Genomic DNA, 16,460 nt, shown 5'->3' with positions numbered 1-16,460 from the left:
CCCTTTTCGTGCTACCCGGTGATATTCCCCGCTTAGCATTACGCAGCGGGGACCGGTGCAAACCAGAATTAACGCTTGTAGATGAACTCAACGCCTTCTTCGTCGTCTTCGTCCCAGTCGTCATCCCAGTCTTCGTCGTCTTCCACTTCGATCTCAGCGCTTTCAAGCTGCTCGCGGTGGTAGTCATCCCACATAAACTCGACTTTCTCAGCCGGCTTATCTTCCTGCGCATGCACGATTGGGTTTTCGATGATAAAGGTCATCACGTCCCAGCACAGGTCTTTCACGCCCTGCTGGCTTGCCGCAGAAATCAGGTAGAACTTATCTTCCCAGCCCAGCGCTTCGGCAATGGTTTTCGCCTTCGCTTCGGCTTCCGCTTTATCCATCAGGTCGATCTTGTTGAAGACCAGCCAGCGTGGTTTCGACGCCAGATTCTCGCTGTATTTTTCCAGCTCACCGATGATAATGCGCGCATTCTCGACCGGATCGGAACCGTCGATTGGCTCAATATCGATGAGGTGCAGCAGCACGCGGCAGCGCTCAAGGTGCTTGAGGAAGCGAATACCGAGGCCTGCGCCTTCGGCGGCGCCTTCAATCAGCCCTGGAATATCCGCCACGACGAAGCTCTTCTCGTTATCCATACGTACAACGCCGAGGCTAGGAACCAGCGTGGTGAACGGATAATCGGCAACTTTCGGCTTCGCTGCAGAAACGGCGCGAATGAAGGTGGATTTACCGGCGTTCGGCATCCCCAGCATCCCAACGTCTGCCAGCAGCATCAGCTCAAGCTGCAGGTCGCGCTTGTCGCCCGGCGTACCCATCGTTTTCTGACGCGGGGTACGGTTGACGGACGATTTGAAGCGGGTGTTACCCAGGCCGTGCCAGCCGCCTTTGGCGACCATCAGACGCTGACCGTGCTTGGTCATATCGCCCATGGTCTCGCCGGTCCCCTGATCGATAACACGGGTCCCTACGGGCACCTTCACCGACACGTCTTTACCACGCTTACCGGTACAGTCACGGCTTTGTCCGTTCTGTCCACGTTCAGCGCGGAAAGCTTTCTCAAAACGGTAGTCAATCAGGGTGTTCAGGTTCTCGTCCGCTTCCAGCCAAACGTCGCCGCCATCACCGCCGTCGCCGCCGTCAGGGCCGCCTCTTGGGATATATTTTTCACGGCGGAAGCTCACGCAACCATTGCCGCCATCACCTGCTACGACCAGGATCGTTGCTTCATCAACAAACTTCATTTTACTCTCCGTAAATCATTCGCCTGAGCGGGGGACTACTACAACCGCTTCATTTTTACGCCAGCGTCCCCAAAGACGATGACCAATGGCGGAAAACATCGCGCCCGCAACCACGACAAACGCACCGAGATAACCCAACAGGTTTAACATCGGTTTGACGAAGAAATCGGGCCAGGCAATTGATAATAAATCTGAAAATAACAGCGTAAACAGCGGGGTTAGCGTAATTAATGCGCTCACCTGTGCTGCCTGCCAACGCGCCATCGCTTCCGCGAGTGCGCCATAACCTACCAGCGTGTTCAAACCACAAAAGATCAGGCACGCCAGCTGCCAGTCGCTTAGCTGGGATATCACACCCGGCTTTGCCAGCGGCAATAGTGCAATCGTACATAAAGTGTACAGCAAAAACAGGATTTGCTGTGACGCCAGACGACGCAATAACACCTTTTGCGCGACGCCGTAGCTTACCCACACCGTCGCCGCAGCCACGCCAAAAATCACACCCCAGGTGTAATCCGTCAGGCGGGTAAAAATCTCTATCAGGCTGGTGTTGAAGAACATCACCAGCCCGCAGAGCAGCATTATCGCACCGATAACCTGGGTCCCGCGCATCTTCTCTTTGAGGATAAAGACGCTGGCGACCATCATGCCAACCGGGGACAGCTGGCCAATCACCTGCGAGGCCGTCGGGCTTAAATATTGCAAGGACGAGCTGAACAGAATGAAGTTACCGAACAGGCCGCCCGTTGCGATAGCCAGTAAAATTAGCCAGCGAGGCTTGCGGAAAAGATGCAGCGGCGGCAGCTTGCCTTTAATCGCCAGGATCGACCCGAGGCCAATACTCGCCATTAAAAAGCGATAGAACACCACCGTTGGCGGTTCCATCACTTCCAGAACCTGCTTCATTGCGATGGGCAGCGCACCCCAGCACATTGCGGTGGTGAGCGCCAAAACAATACCTATGCCGGCCTGCTGCTTCATGCCCGTTTTACCTGCGGAAAATTTTCCGGACTTCTAATGTAAAAAGCCCCGCAACACGTTGCGGGGCTTTAATCCGTTACCGGACCTCGAAAACCTTACTCAGCAACGATGCTGATATATTTACGGTTGTTCGGGCCTTTAACTTCAAATTTCACTTTACCGTCTGCTTTAGCAAACAGAGTGTGGTCACGACCGCAACCTACGTTGCTACCAGCGTGGAATTTGGTGCCACGCTGACGAACGATGATGCTCCCCGCCAGAACGGTTTCGCCACCGAAACGCTTAACGCCCAGGCGTTTAGCTTCTGAGTCGCGACCGTTACGAGTTGAGCCGCCAGCCTTTTTATGTGCCATTTAAATCTCTCCTCAGGTCTTAGGCGCTGATGCCAGTAATTTTCACATCAGTGAACCACTGACGATGGCCCTGCTGCTTACGGTAGTGTTTACGACGACGAAACTTAACGATTTTAACTTTCTCGCCACGACCGTGAGCAACAACTTCAGCTTTGATTACGCCGCCCTCAACGAAAGGAACGCCGATCTTGATTTCTTCACCGTTTGCGACCATCAGCACTTCAGCGAACTCAACAGCTTCGCCAGTTGCGATGTCCAGCTTTTCCAGGCGAATGGTCTGACCTTCGCTTACTCGGTGTTGTTTACCACCACTTTGGAAAACCGCGTACATATAAAACTCCGCTTCCGCGCACCTCTTAATGTGATTTAGAGTGCGCTATAAATATTCACAATAGGGCGCGAATATTACGCAAAAGGCGAGCCTTTGACAAGAGCGATCGTCGCTCAACGCAGAAAAAAAACACAACTTTCACGCTAACGTTTATCTATGCCATTTTTTCAGTACAATCATATCTTCTTTTAATTCTATCTTAATCCTGCTGTGAACCCACCTGGATTCGCGGTAACAGGACATGTGGCCCGGCTTTTGCGATGAATTTAGAAAAAATCAATGAGTTAACCGCGCAAGATATGGCGGGTGTCAATGCGACAATCCTTGAGCAACTCGACTCAGATGTTCAGCTTATCAATCAGTTAGGCTATTACATCGTCAGCGGAGGCGGTAAACGTATTCGTCCGATGATTGCGGTCCTCGCGGCGCGTGCCGTCGGTTATCAAGGGAATGCGCACGTCACCATTGCCGCGCTGATCGAATTTATTCATACCGCGACCCTGCTTCATGATGATGTCGTTGACGAGTCGGATATGCGTCGTGGCAAAGCCACGGCCAATGCGGCCTTCGGCAATGCAGCCAGCGTGCTGGTTGGTGATTTTATCTATACCCGCTCTTTCCAGATGATGACCAGCCTCGGCTCGCTGAAGGTGCTGGAGGTCATGTCGAAAGCCGTTAACGTGATTGCCGAAGGCGAAGTCCTGCAGCTAATGAACGTTAACGACCCGGACATCACCGAAGAAAACTACATGCGGGTGATTTACAGCAAAACGGCCCGGCTATTCGAGGCCGCCGCGCAATGTTCCGGGATTCTGGCTGGCTGCACCGAGGAACAGGAGCGGGCATTACAGGACTACGGCCGCTATTTGGGCACCGCTTTCCAGCTGATCGATGATTTGCTGGACTACAGCTCAGACGGCGAGCGTCTGGGTAAAAACGTGGGCGATGACCTGAACGAGGGTAAACCTACTCTGCCGCTGCTGCATGCGATGCGCCACGGCACTCCGGAGCAGTCCGCCATGATCCGCGGCGCAATCGAACAGGGTAACGGACGTCACCTGCTGGCAGCCGTTCTGGAAGCCATGGCCGCCTGCGGCTCGCTGGAGTGGACCCAAAAGCGCGCGGAAGAAGAAGCCGATAAGGCGATTGTCGCGCTTCAGGTTTTACCCGACTCGCCGTGGCGCGAAGCGCTCATCGGCCTGGCGCACATCGCCGTTCAGCGCGATCGCTAATCGCCCTTTCGACCCTTCCCGCGCATCGCGCGGGAAAGTTCCAAAAAAATCCTCCGTCGTACCCCCCTGCCCTGAACCTTGATGAATTCTGAATATTCAATCGATTTACTGGAACTTGTTAGAACTTTAATAAACCAGGGGTATAGTGACTCTGTCGTCCGCTTGGGGCGATCTGGAACCTTATCACCAGGAGAATTTATGGATAAGTTCATCGATTGGCACCCGGCCGATATTATCGCCGGATTACGCAAAAAGGGCACGTCGCTGGCAGCGGAATCACGACGCAACGGTCTGAGTTCCTCAACCCTGGCCAATGCCCTAACCCGGCCGTGGCCCAAAGGCGAGCTGATTATTGCGAACGCGCTGGAAACCACACCCTGGGCTATTTGGCCGTCACGCTACCATGACCCGATTACCCATCGGTTTATCGACAGAACGCAGATGATACGCCAGAAGAAAAGTGAGAAGTGAGTCGAGGTAATTCAGGATGCAGCCCCCGGACCAACGTCAGAGGGCTGCGATAGCAGCTTTACTCGCCTTTGACGCGTTCGATATTCGCGCCCAGCGCCTGCAGCTTATCTTCAATCCGCTCGTATCCGCGGTCGATGTGATAGATACGATCGACAATCGTGGTGCCTTCCGCAATACAGCCCGCCAGTACCAGGCTTGCCGATGCGCGCAGGTCGGTTGCCATTACCTGAGCACCGGACAGCTGGGCCACGCCGTGGCAGATCGCCGTATTGCTTTCGATTTCCGCGTGTGCGCCCATACGGATCAGTTCCGGAATGTGCATAAAGCGGTTTTCGAAAATGGTCTCGGTAATCACGCCGGTGCCTTCAGCCACCAGGTTTAGCAGCGTAAACTGCGCCTGCATGTCGGTCGGGAATCCCGGGTGCGGTGCGGTACGTACGTTGACGGCTTTAGGGCGATTGCCGTGCATATCAAGGCTAATCCAGTCTTCACCGGTCTCAATATCGGCACCCGCGTCACGCAGCTTCGCCAGCACGGCGTCGAGGGTATCAGGCTGCGCATTGCGGCAGACGATTTTACCGCCGGAGATTGCCGCCGCGACCAGGAAGGTCCCGGTTTCGATGCGGTCCGGCAGAACGCGATAGACGCCGCCGCCCAGACGCTCTACGCCTTCAATGGTAATGCGGTCAGAGCCCTGGCCTTTAATTTTCGCGCCCAGCGCAACGAGGAAGTTGGCCGTATCGACGATTTCCGGCTCACGCGCGGCGTTTTCGATAACGGTGGTGCCTTCTGCCAGCGTCGCGGCGCTCATGATGGTAACGGTCGCGCCAACGCTGACCTTATCCATAACGATATGCGCGCCTTTGAGGCGTCCATTGACCGATGCCTTGACGTAGCCCTCTTCCAGCTTGATCTCGGCACCCAGCTGCTCCAGGCCGGTAATATGCAGGTCAACCGGACGGGCGCCGATCGCACAGCCGCCCGGCAGTGAAACCTGGCCCTGGCCAAAACGCGCCACCAGCGGCCCCAGCGCCCAGATAGAGGCACGCATGGTTTTGACTAAATCGTACGGAGCACAGAAGACGTCAACCGGGCCCGCATCAATCCATACCGAACCATTACGCTCAACTTTGGCGCCGAGCTGGCTCAGCAGTTTCATCGTGGTATCGATGTCTTTCAGCTTCGGTACATTCTGGATCTCAATCGGCTCGTCTGCCAGCAGTGCGGCAAAGAGGATCGGCAGGGCTGCGTTTTTCGCACCGGAGATGGTGACTTCGCCCTGGAGACGAGTCGGACCCTGAACACGGAATTTATCCATTGATTCTGTTCTCTGTTAAGAATTCATATACGCTGCAGGGAGCATCCCTACAGCTTAAAAGCCATTTAGCTTGCGATCGCGAGCCCACTCTTGCGGGGTATACGCCTTGATCGACAGAGCATGGATGCGGTTGTCGGCAATATATTCCATCAGCGGGGCGTAGATAGTCTGCTGCTTCTTCACGCGGCTCATGCCGTCGAACAGCTCGCCCACAGCAATAACCTGAAAGTGACTGCCATCGCCAGAGACGTGGACTTCCTGGAGGGAGAGTGCGTTCATCAGCACGGTCTGAATTTCATGATTTTCCATGGGTTCAAATTTTATCTGGTAGTGAAAATAGCCCAACATCTTAGAGGAAAGTGGCGCGGTCTTAAACAAGCAAAAAGCCCCATCGAAAATATTGATGGGGCTTTGCGGATAGCGTCAGCAGTAACACCCTGAAAAGTTATGGGATCATATCGGCAGGAAGGTTGTAAAGAGCGATCAGCGTTTGCAAATTATCGCTCTTGCCGATCAGCTGCGCCTCCCTGCCCTGGCGACGAATCAGCGCCACGAAATGCACCAGTAGCGCCAGGCCCGCGGTATCGACCCGGGTTACTGCGTTCAGGTCGATAGTCGATACGCCTTCAGTCACCTGCAGGCGGTCGTCCCAGAGCGGGACCAGCAGATCCTGGTCCAGCTCACCCTGCAGTGCCAGGCGCTCGCCGCTGCGGGTCCAGCTCAGCTGACCGCTCATTATTTTTTCTGTTCCAGAGTAATCGGCTGGGCGGAGATCGCTTTCAGCTGCGCGGTCAGGCCATCAACGCCTTTAGTTCGCAGCAGATCGCTCCACTCGTTCTGCTTGGTGGTGATCATGCTCACCCCTTCAGCAATCATATCGTAAGCCTGCCAGTGGCCGGTCTGGGTGTTTTTACGCCACTGGAAGTCCAGGCGCACCGGCGGACGACCGTTAGGATCGAGGATCGTCACGCGGATAGGAACGATAGTCGCATCGCCCAGCGGCTGTTCAGCCGCGATTTGATAGGTCTGACCGTGATACATCGCCAGCGCCTGGCCGTACGCCTGCTTCAGATATTCGCGGAAGGCGGTAAAGTAGGCCTCACGCTGCGCCGGGGTCGCCTCTTTGTAATAACGGCCCAGCACCAGCGCGCCGGCATACTTCACCTGCACGTACGGCATCAGCTCCTGGTCGACGATTTCACGCAGATAGTTCGGGTTAGCCTGAATCTTCGGCTGCTCATTTTTCAGGCGGTCGAAGGTTTTCTGCGCGGCTTCGTCCATCAGCTTGTACGGATTGGACTGATCCGCTGCGGTCGCAGCAGTCAATGGCGCAATCGCCAGCATGGCGATCATCAGTAAGCGTTTAAACATATCGGGTCTCTCCTGAGTTAGTGCGTCGTGGCGGCAGGCTGCGCTGCGTCAGTATGACTTTCCTGGGCTGTTGGATCATCGCCAGAATTCTTATTGTCGCTGCCTTTACTGCTGTAAAGGAACTGGCCAATCAGATCTTCCAGAACCATGGCAGATTTGGTGTCCTGAATCGTCCCACCATCTTTAAGGATAGATGTCCCCAGCTCCGGGTCTTCAAAACCGATGTTCAGAGCCAGGTACTGCTCGCCCAGCAGGCCGGAAGTACGAATGGCCAGCGAGCTGGAGTCAGGAATATGGTTGTAGCTCTCATCGATATCGAGCGCCACCCGCGGCAGGTAGGTTTTTGGATCGAGCGTAATATCTGCCACCCGGCCAACGACCACGCCGCCAATGCGCACCGGCGACCGCGCCTTCAGGCCACCGATATTGTCAAACGTCGCGTAAAGACGATACGTCGGCTCGGTCCGCAGAGAGGTCACGTTCGCGGCCTTCAGGCATACAAACAGCGCCGCCAGCAGCGCCACCAGTAAAAATACGCCTACCCAGATTTCACTTTTTTTCGTTTGCATGAACTCAATTCCCAAACATCAGCGCAGTCAGCACAAAATCCAGCCCCAGAACCGCCAGCGACGAATGCACCACGGTGCGCGTCGTTGCCCGGCTAATCCCTGCGGAAGTGGGGATAGCGTCATAACCGTTAAATAACGCTACCCATGTCACCGTAATGGCGAAAACCAGACTCTTAATCAGGCAGTTAACCAGATCCATTCGCCAGTCGACGGCGTTTTGCATCGCGGTCCAGAAGAAGCCGCTGTCGATACCTTTCCAGTTAACGCCAACCAGCGAACCGCCCCAGATCCCCACCGCGACAAAAATAACCGTCAGCAGCGGCAGTGAGATGACGCCGGCCCAGAAGCGTGGTGATATTACGCGACGCAGCGGATCAACGGCCATCATCTCCATGCTCGAGAGCTGTTCGGTCGCACGCATCAGCCCTATTTCGGCGGTCAGCGCCGAACCGGCACGCCCGGCAAACAGCAGCGCGGCAACCACCGGTCCCAGCTCGCGCAGCAGAGACAGCGCCACCAGCATACCAAGACTGGTTTCTGCGCTGTAGGTGGTTAACACCAGATACCCCTGCAGGCCGAGCACCATGCCGATGAACAGCCCCGACACGATGATGATCAGCATCGACAGCACGCCAACGTTGTACAGCTGGCGCACCAGCAGCGGCGCGTGCTTGCGAAACTCCGGCTTGCCCACTACGGCGTTGAAAAGCATTAATCCGGCACGCCCAAAAGCCGCGGTGGTTTTAATCCCCCGATGGCCGAGCGATGCCAGCATATTTAGCAGCATCAGTCGTTTAACTCCCTATGCCTAATAAATCATGCTGATAGTCGCCTGCCGGATAGCGGAACGGCACCGGGCCGTCGGCGATACCATCAATAAACTGGCGAACCCGAGGGTCGGCATTTTCCCGCAGCGACCGGGCGCTGCCGTGGGCGACGATTTTCTTATCGGCCACAATATAGGCGTAATCCGCAATACTGAGCACTTCCGGTACGTCGTGCGATACCACAATACAGGTGACGCCCAGGGTGCTGTTAAGTTCAGAAATCAGCTTAACCAGCACGCCCATGGTGATGGGATCCTGGCCGACGAACGGTTCGTCGAACATGATGAGATCCGGTTCGAGCGCGATAGCTCTTGCCAGCGCGGCACGGCGCGCCATGCCGCCGGATAGCTCAGAAGGCATCAGCATTGCCGCTCCGCGCAGGCCAACGGCCTCAAGCTTCATCATCACCGTAGTATGCAGCAGCGCTTCGGGCAGCTGAGTGTGCTCACGCAGCGGATAGGCCACGTTATTAAAGACGTTCATATCGGTGAACAGCGCGCCCGACTGAAACAGCATGCTCATGCGCTTACGTACGGTATACAGGCGCGAACGCGACATCTGCGGCACGTTTTCGCCATCAAACAGGATCTCGCCGCTGTCCGGTGGGATCTGGCCGCCGATCAGACGCAGCAGGGTCGTTTTACCGATTCCCGATGGCCCCATGATCGCCGTGATCTTACCGCGCGGCACCGACAGCGAGATATCATCAAAGATTGCGCGATCGCCTCGAGAGAAGCTGATACCGCGTACTTCGACTAAATTCGCCAGAGTTTGGCTCATAAAATCATCCTTACAAAACATCCCTCAGGCTAAGCATGGTGCTTTCTTCCACCATAAACCCAACATTTTTACAGAATCTTACCCGCCTGGGTTAGCGAAAGCTGGCATTTGTTTTACTTTTGACAAACATAAAGTCAAAATTAAGAATTCGTTACGCTGCGTACGGACGATCAGCGAGGCGACGATTATACCTGAAGAAAGGACTTTAGATGCTCTTAGCGACGGCTCTGTTAATAATTGGTTTACTGCTGGTGGTCTACAGCGCCGATCGTCTGGTCTACGCCGCTTCAATACTGTGCCGCATGATAGGGATCCCGCCACTTATTATTGGCATGACGGTGGTGAGTATCGGCACCAGCCTGCCCGAGATCATCGTCTCTGCGGCCGCCTCCCTGCACGGGCAGACCGATCTGGCCATCGGGACGGCGATCGGATCCAACATCACCAATATCCTATTAATTCTTGGCCTCGCCGCCTTACTTCATCCATTTACCGTACATTCTGATATCCTGCGCCGCGAACTGCCGCTAATGTTGCTGGTCAGCCTGCTCGCGAGCTTTGTCCTCTATGACGGCCAGCTCTCGCGCATGGACGGCCTTTTTTTACTGGCGTTAGCCATACTATGGCTACTGTTCACGGTAAAAATTGCGCGCATCGCCGAGCGTCAGGGTAACGACAGCCTGACCCGGGAGCAGATAGCGGAGCTGCCGCGAGAAGGTTCTCTTCCCGTCGCCCTGCTGTGGCTGGGGGTAGCGATGATTATCATGCCTATGGCGACCCGCATGGTGGTGGATAATGCCACCGTGCTGGCGAACTACTTCGCCATCAGCGAACTGACCGTCGGCCTCACGGTGGTCGCCATCGGCACCAGCCTGCCGGAACTGGCAACGGCGATTGCTGGCGCACGTAAAGGGGAAGATGATATCGCCATCGGGAATATCATTGGCGCCAATATCCTGAATATTGTCCTGGTTCTCGGGCTGCCGGCGCTGATCGCGCCGGGATCCTTCGCCCCCGAAGCGTTTACGCGCGACTATGCCGTCATGATGCTGGTCAGCGTAATTTTCGCCCTGCTGTGCTGGCGCCGAAAACGGCAGCCCAGCCGACTTGCCGGGGCGCTGCTGGTCGGCGGTTTTGTGGTTTGGTTGGCGATGCTGTACTGGGCAGCACCGCTCTTTGGTGAATGAATCGGGATACCATTATGTCGCAAAAAGATTTGCCAACGGATTTTGACTTTCAACGGGCAGGCCGCGAGGTCCTGGAAATTGAACGTGAAGGTCTGGCGCAGCTCGATCAATACATTAATGAAGATTTTACGCGCGCCTGCGAAACGATTTTCCGCTGCACGGGCAAAGTGGTGGTCATGGGGATGGGTAAGTCCGGCCATATCGGGCGCAAAATGGCAGCCACCTTCGCCAGCACCGGTACGCCGTCGTTCTTCGTTCATCCCGGCGAGGCGGCCCACGGCGATTTAGGCATGGTCACGCCGCAGGACGTTATTATCGCCCTGTCGAACTCCGGCGAGTCGAACGAAATGCTCGCGCTGATCCCGGTGCTTAAGCGCCAGCGGGTGCCGCTGATCTGCATGACCAGCCGCCCGGAAAGCAGCATGGCGCGCGCGGCGGATATCCACCTGTGCGTCAAGGTGCTGAAAGAAGCCTGTCCGCTTGGCCTTGCCCCGACGTCAAGCACCACCGCGGCGCTGGTGATGGGCGATGCTCTGGCGGTCGCGCTGCTGGAAGCTCGCGGCTTTACCGCCGAAGATTTCGCGCTGTCGCACCCCGGTGGCGCGCTGGGCCGCAAGCTGCTGCTGCGGGTCAATGATATCATGCACACGGGTGATGAAATCCCGCACGTAACTCTGCAGGCCACGCTGCGCGATGCGCTGCTGGAAATCACGCGGAAAAATTTAGGCATGACCGCTATCTGCGACGATGAGATGAACATCATCGGTATTTTCACCGACGGCGACCTGCGCCGGGTGTTCGATTCCGGGGTCGATATGCGTAATGCCGGCATTGCCGAGGTCATGACGCCGGGTGGGATTCGCATCCGTCCCGGCATTCTGGCCGTCGATGCGCTAAACCTGATGCAAGCCCGTCATATCACCTGCGTATTAGTTGCCGATGGCGACCGTCTGTTGGGTGTGGTACATATGCACGATCTCCTGCGCGCAGGCGTAGTGTAAGTAAGGATAAAATAATGAATAATGCTGATGCTCTGCTAGCGACCTGCTACGGACCGGTAAGCCCTGAATTTCTCGAACGCGCGGCGAAGATCCGTTTACTGATCCTCGACGTCGACGGCGTGCTGTCCGACGGTCTTATCTATATGGGCAACAACGGCGAAGAGCTGAAGGCGTTCAACGTACGCGATGGCTACGGGATCCGCTGCGCGCTGACTTCAGGTATTGAAGTGGCGATTATTACCGGGCGAAACGCTAAACTAGTAGAAGATCGCTGTCAGACGTTAGGCATTACGCATCTCTATCAAGGGCAGTCCGATAAGCTGCTGGCCTTCCGTGACTTATTAAGCAAGCTGGCCGTCCGTGCGGACGAAGTGGCCTATATTGGCGATGACCTGATCGACTGGCCGGTAATGGCAGAAACAGGCTTAAGCGTTGCCGTGGCGGATGCGCACCCGCTGCTGCTTCCACGCGCAGACTATGTTACCCGCATCAACGGCGGTCGCGGAGCGGTACGCGAAGTCTGCGATTTGTTACTATTGGCGCAGGGCAAGCTGGATGAGGCCAAAGGGCAATCAATATGAGTAAAACCAGACGTTGGGTTATCATTTTACTGTCGCTGGTCGCGCTGATCCTGATCGGCCTTAACCTGGCGGGTACGGACGATAGCGCTCAGCCGGAGGTCAATCCTGATGACCCAACCTATACCAGCGAGCATACCGATACCGTCGTTTACAGTCCGGAAGGGGCGCTTAACTATCGCCTTATCGCCGAGCACGTGGCGTATTTTTCTGCGCAAGAGTTGTCGTGGTTCACTCAGCCGGTGATGACCACCTTTGATACCAACAAAGCCCCAACCTGGTCAATCAAAGCGGATAAAGCCAAGCTGACCAACGATCGTATGCTGTATCTTTATGGGCACGTTGAGGTGAACGCGCTAAGCCCCGACTCTCAACTGCGCAAAATTACGACGGATAACGCCCGGATAAATCTGGTGACGCAGGATGTTACCTCCGATGACATGGTGACGTTGTACGGGACAACATTTACTTCCAGTGGCCTAAGAATGCGCGGTAACCTGCGCAGCAAAAATGCCGAGCTGATTGAAAAGGTTAGAACCTCTTATGAAATTCAGAACAAACAAACTCAGCCTTAAGATTGCGCTCGCCAGCGCCATACTGGCCGTCAGCCTGCCGGCACTGGCAAAGACTGGCGACACCGATCAGCCGATTCATATCGAATCCGATCAGCAGTCGCTGGATATGCAGGGCAATGTTGTCACCTTTACCGGTAATGTCGTCGTGACCCAGGGCACCATCAAGATCAATGCCGATAAGGTCGTGGTCACTCGTCCAGGCGGCGAGAGGGGCAAAGAGGTGATCGACGGATACGGCAATCCGGCAACCTTCTTCCAGATGCAGGATAACGGCAAGCCGGTGAAAGGCCGCGCGTCGAAAATGCGCTATGAGCTGCAAAATGATTTCGTCGTACTGACCGGTAATGCGCATCTGGAACAGATCGATAGCAATATCCAGGGTGACAAGATCACCTATCTGGTGAAAGAGCAGAAAATGCAGGCGTTCAGCAACAAAGGCGGGCGCGTGACTACGGTTCTGGTTCCTTCGCAGCTGCAGGACAAAGGCACCGATCAGCCAAAGAAAGGTAAGTAATTCGTTATGGCAACATTAACTGCAAAGAATCTCGCCAAAGCTTATAAAGGCCGCCGCGTGGTGGAAGATGTCAGTCTGACCGTCAACTCCGGTGAGATTGTCGGCCTGCTCGGCCCGAACGGCGCCGGCAAAACCACCACCTTCTACATGGTGGTCGGGATCGTGCCGCGCGACGCCGGCAATATTATCATCGACGATGAAGATATCAGCCTGCTGCCGCTTCACGCGCGCGCGCGCCGTGGCATTGGCTATCTGCCGCAGGAGGCCTCGATTTTCCGTCGCCTGAGCGTCTACGATAACCTGATGGCGGTACTGCAGATTCGTGACGATCTGAGCAGCGAACAGCGTGAAGATCGCGCGAAAGAGCTGATGGAAGAGTTTCATATCGAGCATCTGCGCGATAGCCTCGGTCAGGCGCTTTCCGGCGGCGAACGTCGCCGCGTTGAAATTGCCCGCGCGCTGGCCGCCAACCCTAAATTTATCCTTCTGGATGAACCGTTTGCTGGCGTTGACCCCATCTCCGTTATCGATATCAAACGCATCATCGAGCACCTGCGCGACAGCGGCCTTGGCGTCCTAATCACCGACCATAACGTCAGGGAAACTCTGGCGGTCTGCGAACGTGCTTATATCGTCAGCCAGGGGCATCTGATTGCTCACGGCACCCCACAGCAAATCCTGGAAGACGAGCAGGTTAAGCGCGTGTATCTTGGGGAAGACTTCAGACTCTGATAGGGTAGAGGTTACAGACGTTTTAGCCGGAGATATTAGCCCTGAATATGAAGCAAGGTTTGCAATTAAGGCTAAGCCAACAGCTTGCCATGACGCCACAACTGCAGCAGGCCATTCGTTTGCTGCAGCTGTCCACGTTAGAACTCCAGCAGGAACTCCAGCAGGCGCTGGAGAGTAATCCGTTGCTTGAGCAAACCGATCTTCATGAAGAGGTAGAAACGAAAGAAGTTGAGGACCGCGAGTCTCTGGATACCGTGGACGCCCTTGAGCAAAAAGATATGCCCGAGGAGCTGCCGCTCGACGCCAGCTGGGATGAGATCTACACCGCCGGCACGCCTTCTGGCAACGGCGTCGATTACCAGGATGACGAGCTGCCTATCTATCAAGGTGAAACGACTCAGAGCCTGCAGGATTACCTGATGTGGCAGGTCCAGCTGACGCCGTTCACCGATACCGACCGCGCTATCGCCACCTCTATCGTCGATGCCGTTGATGATACCGGCTACCTCACCCTGCGGGTGGAGGATATCGTTGAGAGCATTGACGATGACGAAATCGGCCTCGAAGAAGTTGAAGCGGTACTGAAGCGCATCCAGCGTTTTGACCCGGTTGGCGTCGCGGCAAAAGATCTGCGCGACTGCCTGCTGGTTCAGCTCTCGCAGTTTGCCAAAGAGACGCCGTGGCTGGAAGAGGCCCGGCTTATCATCAGCGATCATCTCGATCTGCTCGCCAACCACGACTTTCGCTCCCTGATGCGCGTTACGCGGCTGAAAGAGGACGTTCTGAAAGAAGCGGTTAATCTGATCCAGTCGTTAGATCCGCGCCCGGGCCAGTCGATCCAAACCAGCGAACCGGAATACGTGATCCCGGATGTGCTGGTGCGTAAGGTGAGCGAACGCTGGGTCGTAGAGCTGAATTCCGACAGCATCCCGCGCCTGAAGATCAACCAGCACTACGCCGCAATGGGCAACAGCACGCGTAACGACGCCGATAGCCAGTTTATCCGCAGCAACCTGCAGGAAGCCCGCTGGCTGATCAAAAGCCTGGAAAGCCGCAACGATACGCTGCTGCGCGTCAGCCGCTGCATCGTCGAACAGCAGCAGGCCTTCTTTGAACAGGGCGAAGAGTTTATGAAACCGATGGTGCTGGCGGATATCGCTCAGGCCGTCGAAATGCATGAATCGACGATTTCACGCGTGACCACGCAAAAGTACCTGCACAGCCCGCGCGGTATTTTTGAACTGAAGTATTTCTTCTCCAGCCACGTGAATACCGAAGGCGGAGGCGAGGCATCGTCGACCGCCATTCGCGCGCTGGTGAAGAAGTTAATCGCCGCGGAGAACCCCGCGAAGCCGTTGAGTGACAGTAAGCTCACCACCATCCTGTCTGAACAGGGTATCATGGTGGCGCGCCGCACCGTCGCTAAGTACCGAGAGTCTTTATCCATTCCGCCGTCTAACCAGCGTAAACAGCTGGTGTGACCCAACCGATAAGGAAGACACTATGCAGCTCAACATTACAGGACACAACGTCGAAATCACCCCGGCCCTGCGCGAGTTCGTCAACGCGAAGTTCAGCAAACTGGAGCAGTTTTTCGACAGGATCAATCAGGTCTACATTGTGTTAAAAGTAGAGAAGGTGACGCAAATTGCGGACGCCAATCTGCATGTCAACGGTGGCGAAATCCATGCCAGTGCGGAAGGGCAGGATATGTATGCTGCTATCGATGGTCTCATCGATAAGCTGGCACGACAGTTAACAAAACATAAAGATAAACTAAAACAACACTAATTGTCCGGGCGATCGTCCCTGCCAGCCGTCGGCTATTGTCGGCAGCTGGCAGAGAGCGAGCTCAGGTGAAATTATGATGAACAACGATTCAGCTCTACAACTGAGCAATGTCCTTAATCAGGAATGTACCCGTAGCCAGGTTCACTGCCAGAGCAAAAAGCGCGCGCTGGAGATCATCAGCGAGCTGGCAGCAAAGCAGCTAGGTCTGCCGTCCCAGGTGGTATTCGAAGCGATCCTCACCCGTGAGAAAATGGGCAGTACCGGAATTGGCAACGGCATCGCCATTCCGCACGGTAAGCTTGAAGAGGATACGCTGCGCGCCGTTGGCGTTTTTGTGCAGCTGGAAACGCCGATCGCTTTTGATGCGATCGACAATCAGCCCGTCGATCTGCTGTTTGCGCTTTTAGTGCCGGCCGATCAGACAAAAACCCATCTGCATACGCTGTCGCTGGTGGCAAAACGGCTGGCGGATAAAACGATTTGCCGTCGCCTGCGCGCCGCGCAAAGCGACGAAGAGCTGTATGAAATTATCACCGAGGCAGGAAGCAGCGATGACGCATAACGGGAGCGATAGCCTCCCCTTTATCGTACTGAGGAGAAAC

Annotated in this window: 22 protein-coding genes; 11 read left to right on the top strand and 11 right to left on the bottom strand. The window is 55.5% G+C overall.

The genetic code is table 11. From position 1 onward, the window contains the following. Window positions 1-68 precede the first annotated feature (68 nt). The 4 genes from cgtA to rplU all read right to left on the bottom strand — a co-directional run bounded on the left by cgtA (window position 69) and on the right by rplU (window position 2,912). The gene (cgtA, locus tag HCK03_RS02565; RefSeq protein ID WP_041147404.1) at window positions 69-1,247 is read right to left on the bottom strand and encodes an Obg family GTPase CgtA; all 1,179 of its coding nucleotides are present in this window, start codon (window positions 1,245-1,247) and stop codon (window positions 69-71) included. Between the two features lie 15 nt (window positions 1,248-1,262). Then, window positions 1,263-2,228, bottom strand: a complete 966-nt coding sequence (locus HCK03_RS02560; RefSeq protein ID WP_041147405.1) for a DMT family transporter — start codon at window positions 2,226-2,228, stop codon at window positions 1,263-1,265. Between the two features lie 95 nt (window positions 2,229-2,323). After that, complete coding sequence (rpmA, locus tag HCK03_RS02555; RefSeq protein WP_041147406.1) at window positions 2,324-2,581, bottom strand: 50S ribosomal protein L27; 258 nt, start codon at window positions 2,579-2,581, stop codon at window positions 2,324-2,326. A gap of 19 nt (window positions 2,582-2,600) precedes the next feature. Further along, the gene (rplU, locus tag HCK03_RS02550) at window positions 2,601-2,912 is read right to left on the bottom strand and encodes a 50S ribosomal protein L21 (protein WP_041147407.1); all 312 of its coding nucleotides are present in this window, start codon (window positions 2,910-2,912) and stop codon (window positions 2,601-2,603) included. Window positions 2,913-3,172: 260 nt separating this feature from the next. Between rplU and ispB the strand changes: the two genes are divergently transcribed. Continuing rightward, complete coding sequence (gene ispB, locus HCK03_RS02545; RefSeq protein ID WP_041147408.1) at window positions 3,173-4,144, top strand: octaprenyl diphosphate synthase; 972 nt, start codon at window positions 3,173-3,175, stop codon at window positions 4,142-4,144. A gap of 198 nt (window positions 4,145-4,342) precedes the next feature. Further along, the gene (gene sfsB, locus HCK03_RS02540) at window positions 4,343-4,615 is read left to right on the top strand and encodes a DNA-binding transcriptional regulator SfsB (protein WP_041147409.1); all 273 of its coding nucleotides are present in this window, start codon (window positions 4,343-4,345) and stop codon (window positions 4,613-4,615) included. 58 nt (window positions 4,616-4,673) lie between these two features. On the opposite strand, the gene murA is transcribed toward sfsB, so the two are convergent. From murA to mlaF, 7 genes are all read right to left on the bottom strand, one after another. Continuing rightward, window positions 4,674-5,933, bottom strand: coding sequence for a UDP-N-acetylglucosamine 1-carboxyvinyltransferase (gene murA, locus HCK03_RS02535; RefSeq protein WP_041147410.1), 1,260 nt, complete (start codon window positions 5,931-5,933; stop codon window positions 4,674-4,676). A gap of 54 nt (window positions 5,934-5,987) precedes the next feature. Then, window positions 5,988-6,242, bottom strand: a complete 255-nt coding sequence (gene ibaG / locus HCK03_RS02530) for a BolA family iron metabolism protein IbaG (RefSeq protein WP_041147411.1) — start codon at window positions 6,240-6,242, stop codon at window positions 5,988-5,990. 136 nt (window positions 6,243-6,378) lie between these two features. Continuing rightward, on the bottom strand, window positions 6,379-6,669 hold the full coding sequence (gene mlaB / locus HCK03_RS02525) for a lipid asymmetry maintenance protein MlaB (protein ID WP_041147412.1): 291 nt from the start codon (window positions 6,667-6,669) through the stop codon (window positions 6,379-6,381). Further along, entirely contained in the window at window positions 6,669-7,304 is a 636-nt protein-coding gene (gene mlaC, locus HCK03_RS02520) for a phospholipid-binding protein MlaC (RefSeq protein ID WP_041147413.1), read from the bottom strand. The genes mlaB and mlaC overlap by 1 nt, the downstream gene beginning before the upstream one ends. Window positions 7,305-7,321: 17 nt before the next feature. Beyond that, a complete protein-coding gene (mlaD, locus tag HCK03_RS02515) occupies window positions 7,322-7,873 on the bottom strand; it encodes an outer membrane lipid asymmetry maintenance protein MlaD (RefSeq protein ID WP_041147758.1) in 552 nt (183 codons plus the stop codon). A 4-nt stretch (window positions 7,874-7,877) separates the two neighbouring features. Continuing rightward, on the bottom strand, window positions 7,878-8,660 hold the full coding sequence (gene mlaE / locus HCK03_RS02510; RefSeq protein ID WP_041147414.1) for a lipid asymmetry maintenance ABC transporter permease subunit MlaE: 783 nt from the start codon (window positions 8,658-8,660) through the stop codon (window positions 7,878-7,880). A gap of 7 nt (window positions 8,661-8,667) precedes the next feature. Beyond that, window positions 8,668-9,480, bottom strand: coding sequence for a phospholipid ABC transporter ATP-binding protein MlaF (mlaF, locus tag HCK03_RS02505; RefSeq protein WP_041147415.1), 813 nt, complete (start codon window positions 9,478-9,480; stop codon window positions 8,668-8,670). A 209-nt stretch (window positions 9,481-9,689) separates the two neighbouring features. Between mlaF and HCK03_RS02500 the strand changes: the two genes are divergently transcribed. From HCK03_RS02500 to ptsN, 9 genes are all read left to right on the top strand, one after another. Further along, entirely contained in the window at window positions 9,690-10,667 is a 978-nt protein-coding gene (locus HCK03_RS02500; RefSeq protein ID WP_041147416.1) for a calcium/sodium antiporter, read from the top strand. Next, window positions 10,664-11,668 (top strand): arabinose-5-phosphate isomerase KdsD, encoded by a 1,005-nt coding sequence (gene kdsD / locus HCK03_RS02495; protein WP_166793758.1) that lies wholly within the window; start codon window positions 10,664-10,666, stop codon window positions 11,666-11,668. Before HCK03_RS02500 ends, kdsD begins: the two co-directional genes overlap by 4 nt. 14 nt (window positions 11,669-11,682) lie before the next feature. Next, the gene (gene kdsC, locus HCK03_RS02490) at window positions 11,683-12,249 is read left to right on the top strand and encodes a 3-deoxy-manno-octulosonate-8-phosphatase KdsC (RefSeq protein WP_041147417.1); all 567 of its coding nucleotides are present in this window, start codon (window positions 11,683-11,685) and stop codon (window positions 12,247-12,249) included. Further along, a complete protein-coding gene (gene lptC, locus HCK03_RS02485) occupies window positions 12,246-12,821 on the top strand; it encodes an LPS export ABC transporter periplasmic protein LptC (protein ID WP_041147418.1) in 576 nt (191 codons plus the stop codon). The genes kdsC and lptC overlap by 4 nt, the downstream gene beginning before the upstream one ends. After that, window positions 12,790-13,335: a lipopolysaccharide ABC transporter substrate-binding protein LptA gene (gene lptA / locus HCK03_RS02480; protein ID WP_134527893.1), complete on the top strand. Its 546-nt coding sequence runs from the start codon at window positions 12,790-12,792 to the stop codon at window positions 13,333-13,335. The genes lptC and lptA overlap by 32 nt, the downstream gene beginning before the upstream one ends. 6 nt (window positions 13,336-13,341) lie before the next feature. After that, the gene (lptB, locus tag HCK03_RS02475) at window positions 13,342-14,067 is read left to right on the top strand and encodes an LPS export ABC transporter ATP-binding protein (protein ID WP_004206203.1); all 726 of its coding nucleotides are present in this window, start codon (window positions 13,342-13,344) and stop codon (window positions 14,065-14,067) included. Window positions 14,068-14,114: 47 nt separating this feature from the next. After that, window positions 14,115-15,548: an RNA polymerase factor sigma-54 gene (rpoN, locus tag HCK03_RS02470; protein ID WP_041147420.1), complete on the top strand. Its 1,434-nt coding sequence runs from the start codon at window positions 14,115-14,117 to the stop codon at window positions 15,546-15,548. Window positions 15,549-15,570: 22 nt separating this feature from the next. Further along, window positions 15,571-15,858, top strand: coding sequence for a ribosome hibernation promoting factor (hpf, locus tag HCK03_RS02465; RefSeq protein WP_004868168.1), 288 nt, complete (start codon window positions 15,571-15,573; stop codon window positions 15,856-15,858). 73 nt (window positions 15,859-15,931) lie between these two features. Continuing rightward, on the top strand, window positions 15,932-16,420 hold the full coding sequence (gene ptsN, locus HCK03_RS02460; protein ID WP_041147421.1) for a PTS IIA-like nitrogen regulatory protein PtsN: 489 nt from the start codon (window positions 15,932-15,934) through the stop codon (window positions 16,418-16,420). Window positions 16,421-16,460 lie beyond the last annotated feature (40 nt).

The organism is Klebsiella terrigena, assembly GCF_012029655.1.
Classification (GTDB): domain Bacteria; phylum Pseudomonadota; class Gammaproteobacteria; order Enterobacterales; family Enterobacteriaceae; genus Klebsiella; species Klebsiella terrigena.
This window is presented reverse-complemented; position numbering and strand designations above follow the sequence as displayed.

Coding starts and splice junctions, on each gene's coding strand:
- ibaG (WP_041147411.1), bottom strand. CDS start 6,242: ATGGAAAATCATGAAATTCAGACCGTGCTGATGAACGCACTCTCCCTC.
- murA (WP_041147410.1), bottom strand. CDS start 5,933: ATGGATAAATTCCGTGTTCAGGGTCCGACTCGTCTCCAGGGCGAAGTC.
- HCK03_RS02560 (WP_041147405.1), bottom strand. CDS start 2,228: ATGAAGCAGCAGGCCGGCATAGGTATTGTTTTGGCGCTCACCACCGCA.
- ispB (WP_041147408.1), top strand. CDS start 3,173: ATGAATTTAGAAAAAATCAATGAGTTAACCGCGCAAGATATGGCGGGT.
- mlaB (WP_041147412.1), bottom strand. CDS start 6,669: ATGAGCGGTCAGCTGAGCTGGACCCGCAGCGGCGAGCGCCTGGCACTG.
- lptC (WP_041147418.1), top strand. CDS start 12,246: ATGAGTAAAACCAGACGTTGGGTTATCATTTTACTGTCGCTGGTCGCG.
- cgtA (WP_041147404.1), bottom strand. CDS start 1,247: ATGAAGTTTGTTGATGAAGCAACGATCCTGGTCGTAGCAGGTGATGGC.
- mlaD (WP_041147758.1), bottom strand. CDS start 7,873: ATGCAAACGAAAAAAAGTGAAATCTGGGTAGGCGTATTTTTACTGGTG.
- mlaE (WP_041147414.1), bottom strand. CDS start 8,660: ATGCTGCTAAATATGCTGGCATCGCTCGGCCATCGGGGGATTAAAACC.
- kdsC (WP_041147417.1), top strand. CDS start 11,683: ATGAATAATGCTGATGCTCTGCTAGCGACCTGCTACGGACCGGTAAGC.
- sfsB (WP_041147409.1), top strand. CDS start 4,343: ATGGATAAGTTCATCGATTGGCACCCGGCCGATATTATCGCCGGATTA.
- rpoN (WP_041147420.1), top strand. CDS start 14,115: ATGAAGCAAGGTTTGCAATTAAGGCTAAGCCAACAGCTTGCCATGACG.
- kdsD (WP_166793758.1), top strand. CDS start 10,664: ATGAATCGGGATACCATTATGTCGCAAAAAGATTTGCCAACGGATTTT.
- rplU (WP_041147407.1), bottom strand. CDS start 2,912: ATGTACGCGGTTTTCCAAAGTGGTGGTAAACAACACCGAGTAAGCGAA.
- ptsN (WP_041147421.1), top strand. CDS start 15,932: ATGATGAACAACGATTCAGCTCTACAACTGAGCAATGTCCTTAATCAG.
- HCK03_RS02500 (WP_041147416.1), top strand. CDS start 9,690: ATGCTCTTAGCGACGGCTCTGTTAATAATTGGTTTACTGCTGGTGGTC.
- hpf (WP_004868168.1), top strand. CDS start 15,571: ATGCAGCTCAACATTACAGGACACAACGTCGAAATCACCCCGGCCCTG.
- mlaC (WP_041147413.1), bottom strand. CDS start 7,304: ATGTTTAAACGCTTACTGATGATCGCCATGCTGGCGATTGCGCCATTG.
- rpmA (WP_041147406.1), bottom strand. CDS start 2,581: ATGGCACATAAAAAGGCTGGCGGCTCAACTCGTAACGGTCGCGACTCA.
- lptA (WP_134527893.1), top strand. CDS start 12,790: ATGAAATTCAGAACAAACAAACTCAGCCTTAAGATTGCGCTCGCCAGC.
- lptB (WP_004206203.1), top strand. CDS start 13,342: ATGGCAACATTAACTGCAAAGAATCTCGCCAAAGCTTATAAAGGCCGC.
- mlaF (WP_041147415.1), bottom strand. CDS start 9,480: ATGAGCCAAACTCTGGCGAATTTAGTCGAAGTACGCGGTATCAGCTTC.